A 16532-nucleotide genomic window follows, 5' to 3' on the forward strand; every position below is an offset into this window, starting at 1 on the left:
TACACTGCACCAAAGACTTGTCCATAAAAAAAATCGGAGATATAACTTTTTATTGCATTGGTTTATTCGCGTGTGGCTGGATCCATGTAGTTGGTGACTCAAGGTTGTAGTCAACGTCATTTCAAGTCAGGGATAGCCTGCTACCCAAATCAAGTGCGAAACGTTTGATTGATAACTTATGTTAACAAAGGATTAACGACAAATGGATAAAGATTGGATTCTTCAACAGAAAGAGACTCGACGTACGTTTTCAAAATCGACTTGGATACCCCTGCGGCAATCCTTGGAGAATGCGCAAGGAGACGTCAAGGAAATCGGCTACATCAATGAGTATTTTGGATGTGGATCAGTTGCATTCCCGCCGCAGAATCGTGAAGTCGCCGAAAGCTTAAGCTGGAGCGAAATAGGAATTGGTACAACCATATCTCCTTACGCATACAAGGATGGGTATTATTCTGCAATTGATGAGTATCAATTTAATGATAAAGACCCGATTGGTATTCACTTAGTACTTGAATTGCCTCAGCCAGTAGTCGGAGGAAGACAGTGGATACTCAATCCTGACCTTGTTGCAGCACTTCGCCTCATTAAAGAGGGAGAACAATGGGTAAGACCTGAAGAAAATTTTGTAGTTGTCGCTCGTGAAGTTATCGATGAAAACGGTGAGCACCGTCTGATCGAAATAAAGAGAGAATTTTTAATCGATTACTTAGCTGCTCGAAATCTGTCGTTACGGCTCTCTTACTACCGTCAACGCATTGAAAATGTAGCTTCACTTGAAACTAGCCAATATGCAAATTTGGTGAGCCACAAAGAACAGCGTGATGGCGGGCAATACGAGTTATTAATCCGCGAAATAAATGATGTATTTGGCGGCAGTTGGGCAATGTTCCGCGCATGGAGAACAGATGTCGACGAAGATGAAGATGCCCCCGTAATGGGGCCAGAAACTGACGAGAACACCGATTATGAAAAATCTCATGGGCGAAAAGGTGGTTATACAGGGGTTCGAGTCGAGGGGGAATTCTGGCGTGATGAGTGGATAGAACATCAAGGAGTAAGCACACGAATAAGAGGAGATTTAGATAAAAATCTACCTTATTTCATTGTTGAAACCGATGGAACTCGTTTAGCATCTGCCGAATTAGATAACGAAGATGTTGGAAGATGGTTGTGGTTTCGCTCCAGTATCGTTAGTGAACTGCTTGCTCTCAGAGGATTTTCACTCAGGTGGTATTCAGCAGAAACTGGAGGAATCATTTCCACTTCAGGCTATTCGATTCACTTCGGTATAAATTCTTCCGATTTGATTACCATTTACGCTTATGACATCGCTCGTCTTCCTGCATGGGAGCAACATATATGGGCTGCCCATAATGTTGTACCGGATGGGAAAGTTTCAGGTGAACTATTAGATTCTCAAGTAAAGTGTCGCCCTGCGTCAACCCACGCTGTGGAAGAGCTATTTTTTGATGTCATTGAGATGCTTGAAAGCGGATTCCGCGGCGTCTTCAACGTTCCGCTTTTTACACATGATATTGATCGCTCTGAGGCTATGAAGCATGTCTCCCGTTTCGCGGTCAAAGATCAAGCGTCCCTTTTGAGGTTAGCAAAAGAGCTTATACGAATTTTTACTGATCGGTTGGACGTACGCGAACTTCGTAAACTTTCAACACACGCGAACAAGGACAAGCTGGGTTCAAATAAACTGCTTGAAGATATCCTTGCTCAAAAAATTGGCCCAGAGAAAGCGCGGAAGGTATTTGGTCCCATAGCAGGAACATACGATATGCGAGTGGGAGATGCTCACCCTACCAGTTCGAAAATTGGAGATGCTTTAAAGCTTGCAGGTATTGATGACAATAATTCCTATTTAAGGCAAGGTGAGCAACTCATATCAAATTTTGGTCAATCAATTTGGTGGATTGGAAAGTTACTGTTTAAAGACACATGAATCATGTAATGTATTCATTAATAAGTATAATTTTTATACTTTATATGTTTTTACCTACCGACTCATTTTGTTCGGAATAAGGCATTAGTGAAGTCGGCTATGAACTTTTAGCCGACTCTCTATCATCTCCTGACATAAGAGTTATTACTCCCCCAAGCCAATATGTATCGATTGGGTATACCTGATAAAGACCATGATACAAAGTCTCAATAGGGTTAAATTTAACTCTATTGACAACAAAACCACGCACCGTATCATATGGGTATCGATTTAATATTCAAAAGAGAACTCATGATGAAAGTCCGTATCTATTGCCGTGCATCTACCGAAGGCCAACATGCTGATCGTGCATTAGTTAGCCTGCGCGAATTTGCGCAATGCAAAAACTGGCAAATAGCCGGAGAATACATTGAGAATGCCAGCGGTGCGAAGCTGGATCGTGTGGAACTAATGCATCTTCTTGAACAAGCACAACCCGGCGATCTACTTCTTATTGAAGCGATTGACCGTCTAAGCCGTCTTAAACATGAAGAATGGGCTGAACTCAAAGCTACGCTGAACAGTAAAGGACTGGTTATTGTATCAATGGATTTGCCAACAAGCTGGCAGATGGTTGAAATGTCCGGTAATGACCTAACCAGCGGTATTCTTCGGGCAGTCAATGCAATGCTGATCGATATCCTTGCGACAATGGCACGACAAGATTATGAAACTCGGCGTAAACGCCAAGCGCAGGGTATCGCAAGAGCAAAACTGGCAGGTTTGTATGCGGGGAAAGAAAAAGATATGGAGGCCCGTGAGATCGTTCGCGAGATGCTTGCACAAAACGTAAAACCAGCACACATAATGAAGGCGGCAGATATAAGCCGTGCAACATTTTACCGCATCAAGAAAGAGTTATTAGAACGGGCTGGAACTGATAGTTTCAGCAGACGGAATGCAATCGAATCTGATCATATGCTTTGAGCGTGATGCGAAGGTTAGGAATTTTTATCACAATGGGTGAAGTATTTCGTATATTGCTTTGCCATGATCAGCCTGGAAAGGGTCTAGCTCACATCGAGGAAACATCAAGGATGTCACTAAAACGACGCAAATCTGTGTTTTGTATATTCCCAAAACTTCTTTCGCAATCAGGCACTATTATCATGCCTAAGAGGATCCTATGAGCAATATGCTTACATTTTTTTATTGAAAAAAATTAGTTTCAAAGACCTTTATGTGAATAAATCCCTTTCATGCAAAAATTGTTTGATGGTAGGATCTTGCACACATGTTAATGCTTAACTGGCGAGGGTAGACTTATAAACAAGTTATGGCTTCATCAACTTCTAACTAGACTAGTAGCACAGAGGTCTACCGATTTTGTAGGAATTGGGGTTATTGCTTATCGCACTATCGAGAACTTGCCTGTAGTTCCTTTGGGGTCGCGCCTTAATGCTGATAAAGGCTTACCCATTTCGGGTGCAGACCACGTCTTGAAGGTCCTTGCAATGTTGGCAACTCGTGGAAGCATTATGCATGATGGTTTTCACCTCATTGAGGCAAAAAGCGGAGATCTCACTCATATTGCGCAATTTGTATCTCCTCCTCTCGATGTCGCTCTTGCCAACCCATTAGCTGTTTGGCCGCAAGGTGCTCGTCAGATGACTGCTAAGCTAATATCAACCTTACCACAAGTGGAAGCTGCCGCTATAATATCCGCGGAAGGATATATACACATTTATAAAAATGGTTTTGAAGATACAATTGGTGAGCTCCAATGAATAATCTTAGTCTAACTACTGCCGAGTTTGAACGCCTACTAAAAGTATTTGGCTGGCTGCTGGGGCTACTAGGCTTGCTGATTTTTCTTTTCCAATGGTATTACCTCCATCAACCAATACCCTCTGCTGCATGGAAGGCATTCAGCTTATCGCTTGGTCTTTGTGTTTTATTCTTCGGGGTATTTTCAAAATTAGCCTGGCGCTGGCGGCATCTAGCCAAATGGATGAATCGACCACTCGTCCATGGCGTTTGGGTTGGAGAGCTAAGGTCAGACTACGGTGCTATTGACGGAAACCGATTGGTCATTCCTATTTTTTTCGTGATACGACAAACCTATCTAACTCTTTCTATTCAATCTTTTACCGAAAGACAGGAAGGAGAATCCCGACTTGAAGCTCTTTTAAGAAGCTCGAAAACAGACGTGACTAGGCTTTGCTATGTCTTTGAACTAAGGAAAGTTTTTTCAGGCGCACATTCAATAACAAGCGGTGCAGGGGAATTAAAGTTAGCGGGAGATCAATTATCTTTGAACGGAACATATTGGACAAATACACCAACACACGGAGAGATAACTTTAAGACTCGTCACTCGTGACTGTAAAGGTATATCATCCTACAAAGAAGCCGAAAACACACAACGTAAAATTGCTGTATGATAAAATTATCATTTTAAAAAACCTGACTGAATGCTTTTTACTAAACTATCAAATTTTAAAGAGGGAGGCTAACTGCCTCCCTCTATTTTCAAGCTAAAGTACTTGAATGCCTTTGAGCAATTCACTTTCGTTGAGTGCTAATTGCCGTCCAAAATTACCAATGTGCTCATTCATTACTTCATTAACCAAGTTATTAACCACATTAGTTAGCTTCATCAACTCATTTAATGAATTATCATCCTCGAAGATTTTTCTAGTACCATTAGGCACATCCAATTTTTTCGCCTCAATAGGATGCGAACAAAGATAGTTTAACCATCGATGTGTTTCCACCAATACAGCAAGCTCATAATATGCATTATGCCGTAGATTATTTTCATCGGCGTGATACATAATCGATGTTAAATCATAGCTGTTAAGACCAATTTCTGTACCCTCCTCATCTTGGAAGTCAGACTTAATGGTCTTCAGTAAGCGTATGCTTTTACGCAAGCCACCATTAGAACGATCACATTTACTCTCAATTCGCTTTATATGTACAAATGGGGAGTTATAAATTCGTTTACGCTCATCTCTTTGAAGAATCATTACCCCACGGTCGCTCTCTTCCTGACTTAACTGATAGTCAATATTATCCCACCAGATTGCGGGTACTACATCTACTTCCCGTTGTAATGAGCCACCTGTAATTCTCAAAGATTTATTATTTTCATCATCAACGTATGCTTCTGGAAATGCTTTTCTTAGTTCATCGCGTGCTGTATTGCGTAATGTGAGTATAACATCATCTTCTTTCTTAGATGTGGGTGTATATAGACTCTGTCTAACCCCATCACGATCATACATTAACATCTGCTTATCAATAACAAGCAAATCAACATCACTGAAACCCTTGATATGAATATCTAAAGCAACAGAGCCTTGCAGACGAAAGTCAAGATTATATTCACTCAGTCTTTTTTCAAGCTGGTTTTCAATCCGCTTTGCGGTATTAAGTGATACCTCAGTATATTGAGTTTCGACAGATTGCATAGCACCTATGACGTAACGTGTCGCGTTATCTCCCCTGCCACGATGCTCCCATTCTTCCTGAGAGGAAAGTACATTTGCTAATATGTCATAACTCTCAAGACCATCCATTGCAACACCACTATAAGACTCCATCGCAACCTTAACTTGTTCCGCGGAGCCCTTGCGGCGTTTTTTCATCCGCTGAATGCGGTCACTGAAAGTTGAACTAGACATTAGCGATCCTCTTGATTGTCATGGTGCCATAAGTAGCTCGGCCTTGAGCGTTGAAATAATGCCCTTCAGCCGTTAATAAATCTTCATCAAACCAGAATTCAGCAAATCCTATATGTGCATGAAGGTGCTCTTCGCCCATTTTTGGGTGGTTTTTATAGTGGTATAGCAACTGATAACCAATGCATTCATCGTAAATTATCGATGCAGTAACACTATCAGATTGCGATTGAGCAGTTTTGAGAACAATCCGGACCTTATCCCATGACTGTACGATTGTTAGCACACCTTCCCAAGGCTTACCCCCCTCCGTTTTTGTTAAGCCTTGAACTTGCCACTTACCTGAGAGGTCAGGCACGCGCAGAGCTCTGCCTACTAACGGCGCTCTCCATAGGGATTTGTCCAGTAATTTATAGAGAATTAAGTAAATGGTTCCAGCCCCACCAAGTGATAGGAGAGAAGGAGGGATATGGCTGTCGAAGTTGAAATGCTTAAGCATCTCGGCCACTTTCAACATTGAAAAGATTATAAAAGCAGACAAAGTTGAGGCAACGATCGCAAGCAATCTGCCAACCTGACTACGATTAAGTCCACATATGACAATATACTCATGACTCTTCATTCAACTCTATCCATCACATCCCACGTACTAGTGAGGTTTAAACGTGAAAAAGCCAAACCAGCTGAAGCATAAAGACTCACAAACTATAGAAGTACAACTTTTAACCAAAAAGCCTAAGACACTAGATATAGAACCAGTGTAAAATTAATTATCGATATACTGTGTTTACAACTAAGATCTTATCGTTTTTTTAATTCAAAACAAAGCAAAAAAGCGGCAGCGCATGCAATAAACGACTTAGCACTCGCAGTTGACTGAGCCCGCCCCGATAGACAGTCCTGCCCTACAGTAGTTTATAAGCGTATACCTACAAAGTGGCAGTGGGGCAAGTTTCATCTTCGAGTTTGATTAGGTATGTCATCGCATCTGTTCGATTCGTTGAACACATATCCAAAGAGGGTTGCAGGCTACTACAAACTTTAGGACGAAGATGGGATCCAAAAATGTTACATAAATTATCATTAGATAGCTGAACACACCTTACATTTGCTGGTTTCCCTTGCGGCATACCAGGGATAGGGCTGGATATTGAAGGAGCGATGCAACAGGCCCCACAATCGATTCGGCATTCCATCAGGACATCTCAGATTCTTTGTATTCGAATAAAACATTAACACATTGTCAGAATCAGGGCGACAGTATGTAACTAAGAACTATTCCGCATAAAATTCGCGATTGTCCTCTCATATGGATTAATGCTCATTTAAAAATCTCAAGCGTATGCAGTAAAATCCATCAGTTAGATCGCCCTAGCGTAAGATGAATTCTGCCCCTCGCTTTACCAGGAGTTATAATGAGCTTTCATATCAAGAAAAGCATTCGCGTTGGACCGATGAGATTTAACCTATCTAAATCAGGAGTCGGGGCATCAATTGGTATAAAAGGACTGAGGTTTGGGACTGGCCCAAGAGGAAATTATATCCACATCGGTGCTGGTGGAGTCTATTATCGTGCTTCGCTTTCACCAAGCCTGGTCCCACAGAACAGAAAGAAGGTTCAACATGTACCAGACGAGTCCCCAATAGGACATGACACTACACATGCACCTCTTGAGGAAATCGAGTCATCCCATATCTCAGAAATCGTTGATTCAAGTTCACGAGAACTGCTTGAAGAGTTGAACAACAAACGTAAGAAGTCACAAATATGGCCCTTGATCCTCTGCCTTTCGATTGCGCTGTTACTTTACGGTTTTTCACAGGCATGGCCTGAGTGGTGCCTCGCCATAGGTTTTATCTTAGGGGCAGCAATTTCTGTTTTTGCTTACATGTACGATCAGCTAAGAAAGACTACTGTTCTTTTTTATGACTTTGATGATCAAATGATGGCATGTTACCAGCAACTTCATGATAGTGGAGCCAAGCTCGCAAGCTGCTCAAAAGTATGGCATATAGAAGCTTCTGGAGCCGTTTATGACCCCAAGTATCATGCCGGGGCTGGTAACTTATTACGCAGAAAAATAACCTCTATCAGTAAATCAAAGCCTCCCTTTGTTAAAACAAATATTGAGACGATTGCTATCAATGTCGGCCGTCAAACATTACATTTTTTTCCAGATAGAGTACTCGTTTATGACCGTGAAGGTGTTGGCGCTGTTGGTTATAACCAGCTATTCGTTAATGTTGGTGACAGTCGATTCATTGAAAGCGAAGGTGTACCTGGAGATGCCATAGTCGTTGGCAGGACATGGAAGTATGTGAACAAGTCTGGAGGCCCAGACAGAAGATTTAAAGACAATTCAGAACTTCCTATATGCTTGTATGAAAACCTTTCGTTTACAAGTCATTCTGGACTAAATGAGTTATTACAGCTGTCGAAAACTGGCTATGGAGAAAGCTTTTCACATTCAATTGAAACACTTAGCAAAAAAGTCATTTCTACTTAGCTATGACATTTTTAAACTGTGAATAATTGACTATTAGGCTTGCCCTCCGGCATGCCTGGAATGGGGCTTGAGATGGACGGTGCGGTACAGCACGCGCCACAGTCGGAACGACAATCCATACATGCCCTCTGTTGGTGGCTGATGCCCGCGCAGTCGGGCATTGCGCGCACAGTAACACCTTTTATGTATTGATAGCAAAACCCACGAATTCCGCTTGCCTGAAAGGCCGCGCGCGAGTAATTTGGCGCGATATTTTTTACCTCCCGTAAACAGGATTACTGCAATGCCAAGAGCGAACGAAATTAAGAAAGGTATGGTACTGAATTACAACGGCAAACTGCTGATTGTGAAAGATATCGACATTCAGGCACCCAGCGCCCGTGGCGCAGCAACGCTGTACAAAATGCGTTTCTCCGATGTCCGCACCGGCCTGAAAGTGGAAGAACGTTTTAAAGGCGACGATATCGTCGATACCGTAACCCTGACCCGTCGCTACGTTGATTTTTCCTACATTGACGGCAACGAATACGTGTTCATGGATAAAGAAGATTACACCCCGTATATCTTCACCAAAGATCAGATCGAAGAAGAGCTGCTGTTTATTCCTGAAGGTGGGATGCCGGACATGCAGGTGCTGACCTGGGATGGCGTGCTGCTGGCGCTGGAACTGCCGCAGACCGTTGATCTGGAAATTGTTGAAACGGCACCGGGCATCAAAGGCGCGTCTGCAAGTGCGCGTAACAAACCGGCTACCCTGACTACCGGTCTGGTCGTACAGGTGCCAGAGTACCTGTCGGCGGGCGAGAAAATCCGTATCCATATCGAAGAAAAACGCTATATGGGTCGTGCTGACTGATTGTGGCATTTGCCGGGTGGCGGCTACGCCTTACCCGGCCTACAAAAACACAAAAACCGGCCTCAGAGCCGGTTTTTCGTAGGCCCGGTAAGCGTAGCGCCACCGGGCAATGAGACTTAAAGAAGTTCAGGATACTTCGTCATTTTCAGCGCCAGCTCGATACCGCGCACTTCCGCCATCCCTTTCAGACGACCAATCGCCGAATACCCTGGATTCGTTTTCTTGCGCAGATCGTCCAGCATCTGGTGCCCGTGATCCGGACGGAACGGGATAGGACGAACATCTCCTGCCTGCTTACGACGAACCTCTTCAGAGAGAATGGCATCCACCACCGCAACCATGTTCACGTCGCCGCCAAGATGGGCTGCTTCGTGGAAGGTTTTTGGATTCTCTTCACGGCAGGTTGCACGCAGGTGGGTGAAATGAATGCGATCGCCGAAGGTTTCGATCATCCGCACCAGATCGTTATCCGCCCGCACCCCATACGAGCCCGTACACATGGTAAAGCCGTTGTAGATGCTATCCACCGTCTCTTTTAGCCACTGCATATCTTCAATCGTAGACACAATACGCGGCAGGCCGAGGATAGGACGCGGTGGATCGTCCGGATGAACCGCCAGCCGCACGCCGACTTCTTCTGCCACCGGCACGATAGCGCGCAGGAAGCGCGCCATGTTTTCACGCAGCTGGTTTTTATCGATATCGCCATATTCCGCCAGGCGCGCGCGGAACTGATCGAGGGTATAGCCCTCTTCCGCCCCCGGCAGGCCCGCGATGATATTGCGAACCAGCTTCTCAATGTCCGCTTCACTGGCGGCATTGAACCACGCCAGCGCCTGCTGCTGCTCTTCGGCGGTGTAGTCTGCTTCCGCACCCGGACGCTTCAGAATGTGCAGCTCGAAAGCCGCAAAAGCGATTTGATCGAAACGCAGCGCCTTCGAACCATCGGCCATTACATATTCCAGGTCGGTACGCGTCCAGTCCAGAATCGGCATAAAGTTGTAGCAGACGGTATCAATACCGCAGGCTGCCAGGTTACGAATGCTCTGCTGATAATTCGCAATCCAGGTATCACACTCACCGGAGTGGGTTTTGATATCTTCGTGAACCGGAATACTTTCCACAACAGACCAGGTTAACCCCTTCTCTGCCAGCTGAGCCTGACGCTTTTGGATTTCCTCCACCGGCCACACCTGACCGTTCGGAATATGATGCAGCGCCGTGACCACACCCGTTGCGCCAGCCTGACGCACATCATCAAGAGAAACCGGATCGTTCGGCCCGTACCAACGCCAGGTTTGTTCCATTGCCCCACCCTCTCAAGTTGTTATACCAATATGTGTTACCTCAATGACGACTACCATACATGTTTAATCGAAGTGGTCAATACAGCGCGTGACATTGATTGATCAAACTCACATAACAGGGATATTTACGGCTTACCAATTTAATTTGTTGTCATATAACTTTACACTGGCATTGTTAATTAATGGTTAATCAGGTGTGTACTACATGAAGACTATTGCCTCCACCGCGCTTCCTGCTCATGTCCAGCAGCCCCGCTACGATCGCGAGCAGTTACGCTCCCGCATCGTCCATTTCGGTTTTGGCGCGTTCCACCGGGCGCATCAGGCGTTGTTAACAAACCGGGTACTGAATGCCAGAGGAGGCGACTGGGGAATTTGTGAGATTAGCCTCTTTAGCGGCGATGTCCTTATGCGCCAGCTCCGGGCGCAGGATCATCTGTTTACCGTTCTGGAGAAAGGTGCCGAAGGCAATCAGCCCATTATTATCGGTGCGGTAAAAGAGTGCCTGAACGCCAAACTCGACTCGCTGGCAGCCATTATTGAGAAGTTCTGCGAACCACAGGTGGCAATTGTCTCCCTCACCATTACCGAAAAAGGCTACTGCATCGATCCGGCGACGGGAAAACTGGATATGCAGAACAGCCGTATCCTGCACGATCTCGAGCATCCGTCTGAACCACATTCCGCACCGGGTATTCTGGTCGAAGCGCTTCATCGCCGCCGCGAGCGTGGCCTGCCGGCGTTTACCGTGCTCTCCTGCGACAATATTCCCGACAACGGCCACGTGGTGAAAAATGCCGTTCTCGGCATGGCCGGAAAGCGATCCGCAGAGCTGTCCGGATGGATCGAGGCGCACGTGAGCTTCCCTGGTACCATGGTCGACCGAATCGTGCCCGCCGCCACTGACGCCTCACTCGCGGAAATCACCCAGGAACTTGGCGTTGAAGATCCCTGCGCCATCAGCTGTGAACCGTTCATTCAGTGGGTAGTGGAAGATAACTTTGTCGCCGGGCGTCCGGAATGGGAGGTTGCAGGCGTACAGATGGTTGAGGATGTCCTGCCCTGGGAGCAGATGAAGCTGCGGATGCTGAACGGCAGCCACTCCTTCCTCGCGTATCTGGGCTACCTTGCTGGCTACGCGCACATAAATGAATGTATGCAGGACGACAGTTTCCGCGAGGCTGCCCGCAGGCTGATGCTGAATGAGCAGGCCCCTACGCTGCGCATCACCAACGTTGATCTGACAGCCTATGCTGACAGCCTGCTTAACCGCTTCGCCAACCCGGCCCTTCAGCATCGTACATGGCAAATCGCCATGGACGGCAGCCAGAAACTGCCTCAGCGCATGCTGGATGGGATCCGCATGCATCTTGAGCGTAACACCGCCTGGCCATTACTGGCGCTGGGGGTGGCGGGCTGGATGCGCTACGTCAGCGGGACGGACGAACAGGGCAACGCCATTGACGTCCGCGATCCGCTGAGCGAAAAGTTTCAGGCCATTGTCGCCACCAGCAGCGACGCAGAACGCGTTAGCGCCCTGCTGACGTTAAATGAAATCTTTGGCGACGACCTGCCGCAAAACCCTGTCTTTGTCGAGGCAATTACCGGCGCGTACCAGCGCCTCGTCCGGCTCGGCGCGCACCAGGCCGTTATCGAAACGTTAAAAATTTAGCGATTATTGCGTTTAAGGCGAACGGTTTTACGCTCCGTTCGCCCTCCCTCTTCTCAATGCCCGATTTTTTCGTCAGGATGATAGATAGTTGTTACTACATCACAATTATTTATCGGAGCGCACGTGACCAAAACCAACCTGATCACCGGTTTTCTCGGCAGCGGTAAAACTACGTCCATTCTGCATTTGCTGGCCAATAAAGATCCGGCGGAAAAGTGGGCCGTGCTGGTCAACGAATTTGGCGAAGTCGGCATCGACGGCGCGTTGCTCGCCGACAGCGGCGCGATGGTGAAAGAGATCCCGGGCGGGTGTATGTGCTGCGTGAATGGTCTGCCGATGCAGGTCGGGCTGAATACGCTGCTGCGTCAGGGCAAGCCGGACCGGTTGCTGATTGAGCCTACCGGGCTGGGTCATCCTAAGCAAATCCTTGATTTACTGACCGCCCCGGTCTACGAGCCGTGGCTTGAGCTGCGTGCGACGCTTTGCCTGCTCGACCCCCGCCAGCTGCTGGATGAAAAAACGATCAACAACGACAATTTCCGCGACCAGCTCGCCTCGGCAGATATTATCGTGGCGAATAAATCCGATCGCGCGACGGCTGAGAGTCAGGCCGCGTTCGAGTCCTGGTGGCAGCAGGCTGGCGGTGGACGTCAGTACGTGCAGACCACCCAGGGCAACATTGATGGCGCCCTGCTCGATCTTCCCCGCCTCAACCAGACGCAACTGCCTGCCAGCGCAGAGCATTCGCATAGCCACGGCGCGAAGCAAGGCCTGGCTGCACTGAGCCTGCCGGAACATCAGCGCTGGCGTCGAAATTTGAACAGCGGTCAGGGGCACCAGGCCTGCGGGTGGATCTTCGATGCCGATACGGTTTTCGACACCATTGGTATACTGGAATGGGCGAGACTGGCGCCGGTTGAGCGGGTAAAAGGGATCATGCGCACTCCGGATGGTCTGGTGCGCATTAACCGTCAGGGCGAGGATTTCTTTATTGAAACCCAGAATGTCGCGCCACCCGACAGCCGGATAGAGTTAATTAGTGCGGTTAATACCGACTGGAATGCTCTCCAGTCAAGCCTGTTGAAGCTTCGTTTAAGTTTGGGCGGCTAACGTTGCCCCTGATTTCACACATTGCTGAAGACTATGACGACTCGACTTCCTGCTATTTTATTGCTCAACGCTGCCGGTCTGGCGCTCTTTTTCTCCTGGTATATCCCGGCGGATCACGGTTTCTGGTTCCCGCTGGATTCCGGGCTGTTCCACTTCTTTAACCACGCGCTGGCGAAGAGTGAAGCCTTCCTGTGGCTGGTGGCGATCACCAATAACCGCGCGTTTGACGGCTGTTCGCTGCTGGCAATGGGCTGTCTGATGCTCTCCTTCTGGCTGAAGGAAGACAAAACGGGTCGTCGCCGTATTCTGATTATCGGCCTGGTGATGCTGCTGACGGCCGTGATTATCAACCAGCTGGCGCAGCATCTGATGCCGGTTAAACGCGCCAGTCCGTCGCTCTTTTTCCCGAATATTAACCGCGTCAGCGAGCTGCTTCATATTCCAACCAAAGATGCCTCGAAGGACAGTTTCCCGGGCGACCACGGTATGATGCTGCTGATTTTTGCAGGCTTCATGCTGCGCTATTTTGGTAAAAAAGCCTTCGCCATCGCCCTGGTTATTGTGGCGGTATTTGCATTCCCGCGAGTGATGATTGGTGCTCACTGGCTGACAGATATCGCCGTAGGCTCCCTCACGGCGGTGTTAATTGGTTTACCGTGGGTGCTGATGACCCCACTGAGCGATCGCGTAATAGGTATTTTTGATCGCTATCTTCCCGGTAAATTTAAACAAGTCAGAAACAAATAAATAACGCAAATTAACACCATTCATCGGGGATCGTTTTCGGTCCCTGAGTCTCTTCTTTCCGGCGTCATTCAACGCTGTCATCATCCTGTCATACAATTCGTGATAAAAATGAAGCAATTGCAGGGATTATCGGTATGAATGGCGGCATTTTGAGCAATTCCGCGCTGTAACTTTGTGTATCACATTTTCTTATAAAAAATCGGACTTTTTTGCTCGCAATACCCCGTGCAATCGGTTAACCTCAAACTCGTTTTGCCCCACTGAGATAATTATTATCATGGTGAATAATTTTGTGCGTTGAGCCACAGTTTTCACCATAAAGAATTGTCTCATTGTGAACAGATAATTAGTCTCGTCACGGTTGGCATTTTTATAACGATATTTTCGTTAAGGACTTCAAGGGAAAACAAACAAAATGGTCAAATCTCAACCAATCCTGAGATATATCTTGCGGGGGATCCCGGCGATTGCAGTGGCGGTTCTGCTTTCGGCATGTAGTACGACGAATACCGCGAAGAATATGCATCCTGAGACGCGTGTTGTGGGAATGGAAGATTCCTCTTCACTGCAAGCCTCTCAGGATGAATTTGAAAATATGGTACGTAATCTCGACGTTAAGTCGCGTATTATGGATCAGTATGCTGACTGGAAAGGCGTGCGTTACCGTCTGGGCGGCAGCACCAAGAAAGGCATCGATTGTTCCGCTTTCGTACAGCGTACGTTCCGTGAGCAGTTTGGGTTAGACCTTCCGCGTTCTACCTATGAACAGCAGGAAATGGGCAAGTCCATTTCGCGTACTAAACTACGCACGGGCGATTTAGTCCTGTTCAGAGCAGGTTCAACCGGTCGACACGTTGGCATCTATATCGGTAACGATCAGTTTGTCCATGCTTCCACCAGCAGCGGTGTGACGATTTCCAGCATGAACGAACCTTACTGGAAGAAACGCTACAACGAAGCTCGCCGCGTTCTGAGCCGTAGTTAATATTGTTGTCGTATCGTTGGTTATCCCTTGGCTGGCGATACGATAAAAAAAGCACTGCTCCGGCAGTGTTTTTTTTTGCCCGTTACACTGATAACTATCCAGCGGCATTTCAGGAATCACGACATCTATGTTAACCCGCTACTTCTCCAGCAACCGCAAGATACTGTTTATCAGTTTCCTTACGGGGTTATTCACTGCCCTGCTTCTGGGAGCATTACAGTTTTACTGGAGTTATCACAAGCGAGACGTCAGATTCGATACTCTCATTACCGATTTAAGCGTTTACATGGAGAGCTATTTCGATGAGCTCAAAATGTCGATTGATACGCTCCAGCCACTCACGCTGAACAGCTGCGAGGAAGTGAGTGCCGCCCTGACCTCCCGGGCGGCCTTTAGCATCAACGTGCGCGCCTTTTTGCTGGTCAGGGATAAACAGGCCTTCTGCTCCTCGGCAACAGGCCCGATGAATACCCCGATGGAAAAGCTTATCCCTCAGCTACATATCAGCAAACCTGTTGATATCGCGCTCCTGCCGGGCACGCCAATGCTGCCGGATAAGCCCGCGATCGCCATCTGGTATCGCAATCCGCTGGTGAAAGACGGCGGCGTGTTTACGTCCGTCAACCTCAACCTGTCGCCTTATCTTCTCTATACGTCACGTCAGGATGAATTTGCCGGGATATCGATCGTCATTGGCGATTCCGCGTTATCTACACAGTCCGGAATGCTGATCCAGGCGCGGGATTTGCCTGACGTCCCTGCCCGTAGCGCCACGCTGAAAAATATTCCATTGACCGTTAACGTTTATGCGCAAGCCTGGACAACCGATGAACTGCTCTACGCGGTGTTTTTCGGCCTGGTCTGCGGTATCGCGGCGGGCCTGTTGAATTTCTATATTCTTACTATCCGTCTCAATCCGGGGAAAGAGATCCTCACGGCCATCAAGCACGACCAGTTTTACGTGGTCTATCAACCCGTCGTGGATGCGCAGTCGCTCAGAATGACCGGGCTGGAAGTCCTGATGCGCTGGAAGCATCCGGTGATGGGCGAAATTCCACCGGATGCCTTTATTAACTTCGCTGAAGCGCAGAAGCTGATTGTCCCGCTGACGCTGCATCTTTTTGACCTGATTATCCGCGATGCCCCTGTCTTGCAAACGGTGCTCCCGCCTGGGGCCAAGTTTGGGATCAACATCGCGCCCGGGCATCTGCATGCGGAAAGCTTTAAAGAGGATATGCGCGCGTTTCTCGCCGCCCTTCCGCCCGATCACTTCCAGATTGTGCTGGAAATAACCGAGCGCGACATGATTAACCACCGCGAGGCAAATCAGCTGTTCGAATGGCTGCACAATGAAGGTTTTGAAATCGCCATCGATGATTTTGGCACTGGCCACAGCGCGCTGATCTATCTGGAACGCTTCACGATGGATTACCTGAAAATTGACCGTGGCTTCGTGAATGCCATCGGGACTGAAACCGTCACCTCGCCAGTGCTTGACGCGGTGCTGACGCTGGCAGAACGTCTGAATATGATAACCGTCGCCGAGGGTGTTGAAACGCCCGAGCAGGCGGCGTGGCTGCGCGAGCATGGCGTAAACTATCTTCAGGGCTACTGGATTGGCCGCCCGATGCCGCTGGAGCAGTTCAGGACGTGGCAACCCGATATCACGCTCGGGGAATAATTTCACAATCACGGCGCTGTCCCTTATTATTCTGTTCAACCGAGCCTGT

15 protein-coding genes and 1 pseudogene are annotated in these 16532 nt (G+C 47.7%); 11 read left to right on the plus strand and 5 right to left on the minus strand.

The genetic code is table 11. The features are described from left to right. The first annotated feature begins 202 nt into the window (after positions 1 to 202). From RY075_RS15510 to RY075_RS15525, 4 genes are all read left to right on the plus strand, one after another. Complete coding sequence (locus tag RY075_RS15510) at positions 203 to 1954, plus strand: hypothetical protein (RefSeq protein WP_338627824.1); 1752 nt, start codon at positions 203 to 205, stop codon at positions 1952 to 1954. Between the two features lie 294 nt (positions 1955 to 2248). After that, positions 2249 to 2920 (plus strand): recombinase family protein, encoded by a 672-nt coding sequence (locus RY075_RS15515; RefSeq protein WP_338628662.1) that lies wholly within the window; start codon positions 2249 to 2251, stop codon positions 2918 to 2920. Positions 2921 to 3447: 527 nt separating this feature from the next. After that, positions 3448 to 3720, plus strand: a complete 273-nt coding sequence (locus RY075_RS15520) for a hypothetical protein (protein WP_226834867.1) — start codon at positions 3448 to 3450, stop codon at positions 3718 to 3720. Beyond that, complete coding sequence (locus RY075_RS15525; protein WP_338627825.1) at positions 3717 to 4376, plus strand: hypothetical protein; 660 nt, start codon at positions 3717 to 3719, stop codon at positions 4374 to 4376. The genes RY075_RS15520 and RY075_RS15525 overlap by 4 nt, the downstream gene beginning before the upstream one ends. Positions 4377 to 4469: 93 nt before the next feature. Here RY075_RS15525 and RY075_RS15530 read toward each other — a convergent pair whose 3' ends face one another. The 3 genes from RY075_RS15530 to RY075_RS15540 all read right to left on the minus strand — a co-directional run bounded on the left by RY075_RS15530 (position 4470) and on the right by RY075_RS15540 (position 6814). After that, positions 4470 to 5621 carry a hypothetical protein gene (locus RY075_RS15530; protein ID WP_338627826.1) on the minus strand — a complete coding sequence of 384 codons (1152 nt, stop codon included), beginning with the start codon at positions 5619 to 5621 and terminating at the stop codon, positions 4470 to 4472. Next, the gene (locus RY075_RS15535) at positions 5614 to 6240 is read right to left on the minus strand and encodes a hypothetical protein (protein WP_338627827.1); all 627 of its coding nucleotides are present in this window, start codon (positions 6238 to 6240) and stop codon (positions 5614 to 5616) included. Before RY075_RS15535 ends, RY075_RS15530 begins: the two co-directional genes overlap by 8 nt. 307 nt (positions 6241 to 6547) lie before the next feature. After that, positions 6548 to 6814, minus strand: coding sequence for a YkgJ family cysteine cluster protein (locus tag RY075_RS15540; protein WP_072059494.1), 267 nt, complete (start codon positions 6812 to 6814; stop codon positions 6548 to 6550). 219 nt (positions 6815 to 7033) lie between these two features. Here RY075_RS15540 and RY075_RS15545 point away from each other — a divergent pair, with 219 nt between their 5' ends. Continuing rightward, the gene (locus tag RY075_RS15545) at positions 7034 to 8125 is read left to right on the plus strand and encodes a DUF4236 domain-containing protein (RefSeq protein ID WP_338627828.1); all 1092 of its coding nucleotides are present in this window, start codon (positions 7034 to 7036) and stop codon (positions 8123 to 8125) included. A gap of 35 nt (positions 8126 to 8160) precedes the next feature. Here RY075_RS15545 and RY075_RS15550 read toward each other — a convergent pair. Beyond that, a pseudogene (locus RY075_RS15550) lies at positions 8161 to 8244 on the minus strand (YkgJ family cysteine cluster protein); the annotation flags it as partial. Positions 8245 to 8408: 164 nt separating this feature from the next. Between RY075_RS15550 and yeiP the strand changes: the two are divergent. Then, positions 8409 to 8981 carry an elongation factor P-like protein YeiP gene (gene yeiP, locus RY075_RS15555; RefSeq protein ID WP_003859355.1) on the plus strand — a complete coding sequence of 191 codons (573 nt, stop codon included), beginning with the start codon at positions 8409 to 8411 and terminating at the stop codon, positions 8979 to 8981. Positions 8982 to 9097: 116 nt separating this feature from the next. Here yeiP and uxuA read toward each other — a convergent pair whose 3' ends face one another. Continuing rightward, on the minus strand, positions 9098 to 10288 hold the full coding sequence (gene uxuA / locus RY075_RS15560; RefSeq protein ID WP_023324974.1) for a mannonate dehydratase: 1191 nt from the start codon (positions 10286 to 10288) through the stop codon (positions 9098 to 9100). Between the two features lie 205 nt (positions 10289 to 10493). Here uxuA and RY075_RS15565 point away from each other — a divergent pair, with 205 nt between their 5' ends. The 5 genes from RY075_RS15565 (at position 10494) to RY075_RS15585 (ending at position 16483) form a co-directional block, all read left to right on the plus strand. Continuing rightward, positions 10494 to 11960, plus strand: coding sequence for a fructuronate reductase (locus RY075_RS15565; protein ID WP_109949177.1), 1467 nt, complete (start codon positions 10494 to 10496; stop codon positions 11958 to 11960). Positions 11961 to 12083: 123 nt separating this feature from the next. After that, positions 12084 to 13070: a GTP-binding protein gene (locus RY075_RS15570; RefSeq protein WP_003859361.1), complete on the plus strand. Its 987-nt coding sequence runs from the start codon at positions 12084 to 12086 to the stop codon at positions 13068 to 13070. Between the two features lie 33 nt (positions 13071 to 13103). Continuing rightward, a complete protein-coding gene (locus RY075_RS15575; RefSeq protein ID WP_063401224.1) occupies positions 13104 to 13817 on the plus strand; it encodes a phosphatase PAP2 family protein in 714 nt (237 codons plus the stop codon). A 415-nt stretch (positions 13818 to 14232) separates the two neighbouring features. Beyond that, entirely contained in the window at positions 14233 to 14802 is a 570-nt protein-coding gene (gene mepS, locus RY075_RS15580; RefSeq protein WP_003859364.1) for a bifunctional murein DD-endopeptidase/murein LD-carboxypeptidase, read from the plus strand. 127 nt (positions 14803 to 14929) lie between these two features. Then, positions 14930 to 16483 carry a cyclic di-GMP phosphodiesterase gene (locus RY075_RS15585; protein WP_003859366.1) on the plus strand — a complete coding sequence of 518 codons (1554 nt, stop codon included), beginning with the start codon at positions 14930 to 14932 and terminating at the stop codon, positions 16481 to 16483. Positions 16484 to 16532: the final 49 nt, after the last annotated feature.

It is taken from the genome of Enterobacter sp. JJBC, from assembly GCF_036936505.1.
Taxonomy (GTDB): Bacteria; Pseudomonadota; Gammaproteobacteria; order Enterobacterales; family Enterobacteriaceae; genus Enterobacter; species Enterobacter hormaechei_C.

Bases quoted from the DNA above. Each gene is read 5' to 3' on its own strand.
- RY075_RS15510 (WP_338627824.1), top strand. From the start codon at position 203: ATGGATAAAGATTGGATTCTTCAACAGAAAGAGACTCGACGTACGTTT.
- RY075_RS15515 (WP_338628662.1), top strand. From the start codon at position 2,249: ATGAAAGTCCGTATCTATTGCCGTGCATCTACCGAAGGCCAACATGCT.
- RY075_RS15520 (WP_226834867.1), top strand. From the start codon at position 3,448: ATGTTGGCAACTCGTGGAAGCATTATGCATGATGGTTTTCACCTCATT.
- RY075_RS15525 (WP_338627825.1), top strand. From the start codon at position 3,717: ATGAATAATCTTAGTCTAACTACTGCCGAGTTTGAACGCCTACTAAAA.
- RY075_RS15530 (WP_338627826.1), bottom strand. From the start codon at position 5,621: ATGTCTAGTTCAACTTTCAGTGACCGCATTCAGCGGATGAAAAAACGC.
- RY075_RS15535 (WP_338627827.1), bottom strand. From the start codon at position 6,240: ATGAAGAGTCATGAGTATATTGTCATATGTGGACTTAATCGTAGTCAG.
- RY075_RS15540 (WP_072059494.1), bottom strand. From the start codon at position 6,814: ATGGAATGCCGAATCGATTGTGGGGCCTGTTGCATCGCTCCTTCAATA.
- RY075_RS15545 (WP_338627828.1), top strand. From the start codon at position 7,034: ATGAGCTTTCATATCAAGAAAAGCATTCGCGTTGGACCGATGAGATTT.
- yeiP (WP_003859355.1), top strand. From the start codon at position 8,409: ATGCCAAGAGCGAACGAAATTAAGAAAGGTATGGTACTGAATTACAAC.
- uxuA (WP_023324974.1), bottom strand. From the start codon at position 10,288: ATGGAACAAACCTGGCGTTGGTACGGGCCGAACGATCCGGTTTCTCTT.
- RY075_RS15565 (WP_109949177.1), top strand. From the start codon at position 10,494: ATGAAGACTATTGCCTCCACCGCGCTTCCTGCTCATGTCCAGCAGCCC.
- RY075_RS15575 (WP_063401224.1), top strand. From the start codon at position 13,104: ATGACGACTCGACTTCCTGCTATTTTATTGCTCAACGCTGCCGGTCTG.
- mepS (WP_003859364.1), top strand. From the start codon at position 14,233: ATGGTCAAATCTCAACCAATCCTGAGATATATCTTGCGGGGGATCCCG.
- RY075_RS15585 (WP_003859366.1), top strand. From the start codon at position 14,930: ATGTTAACCCGCTACTTCTCCAGCAACCGCAAGATACTGTTTATCAGT.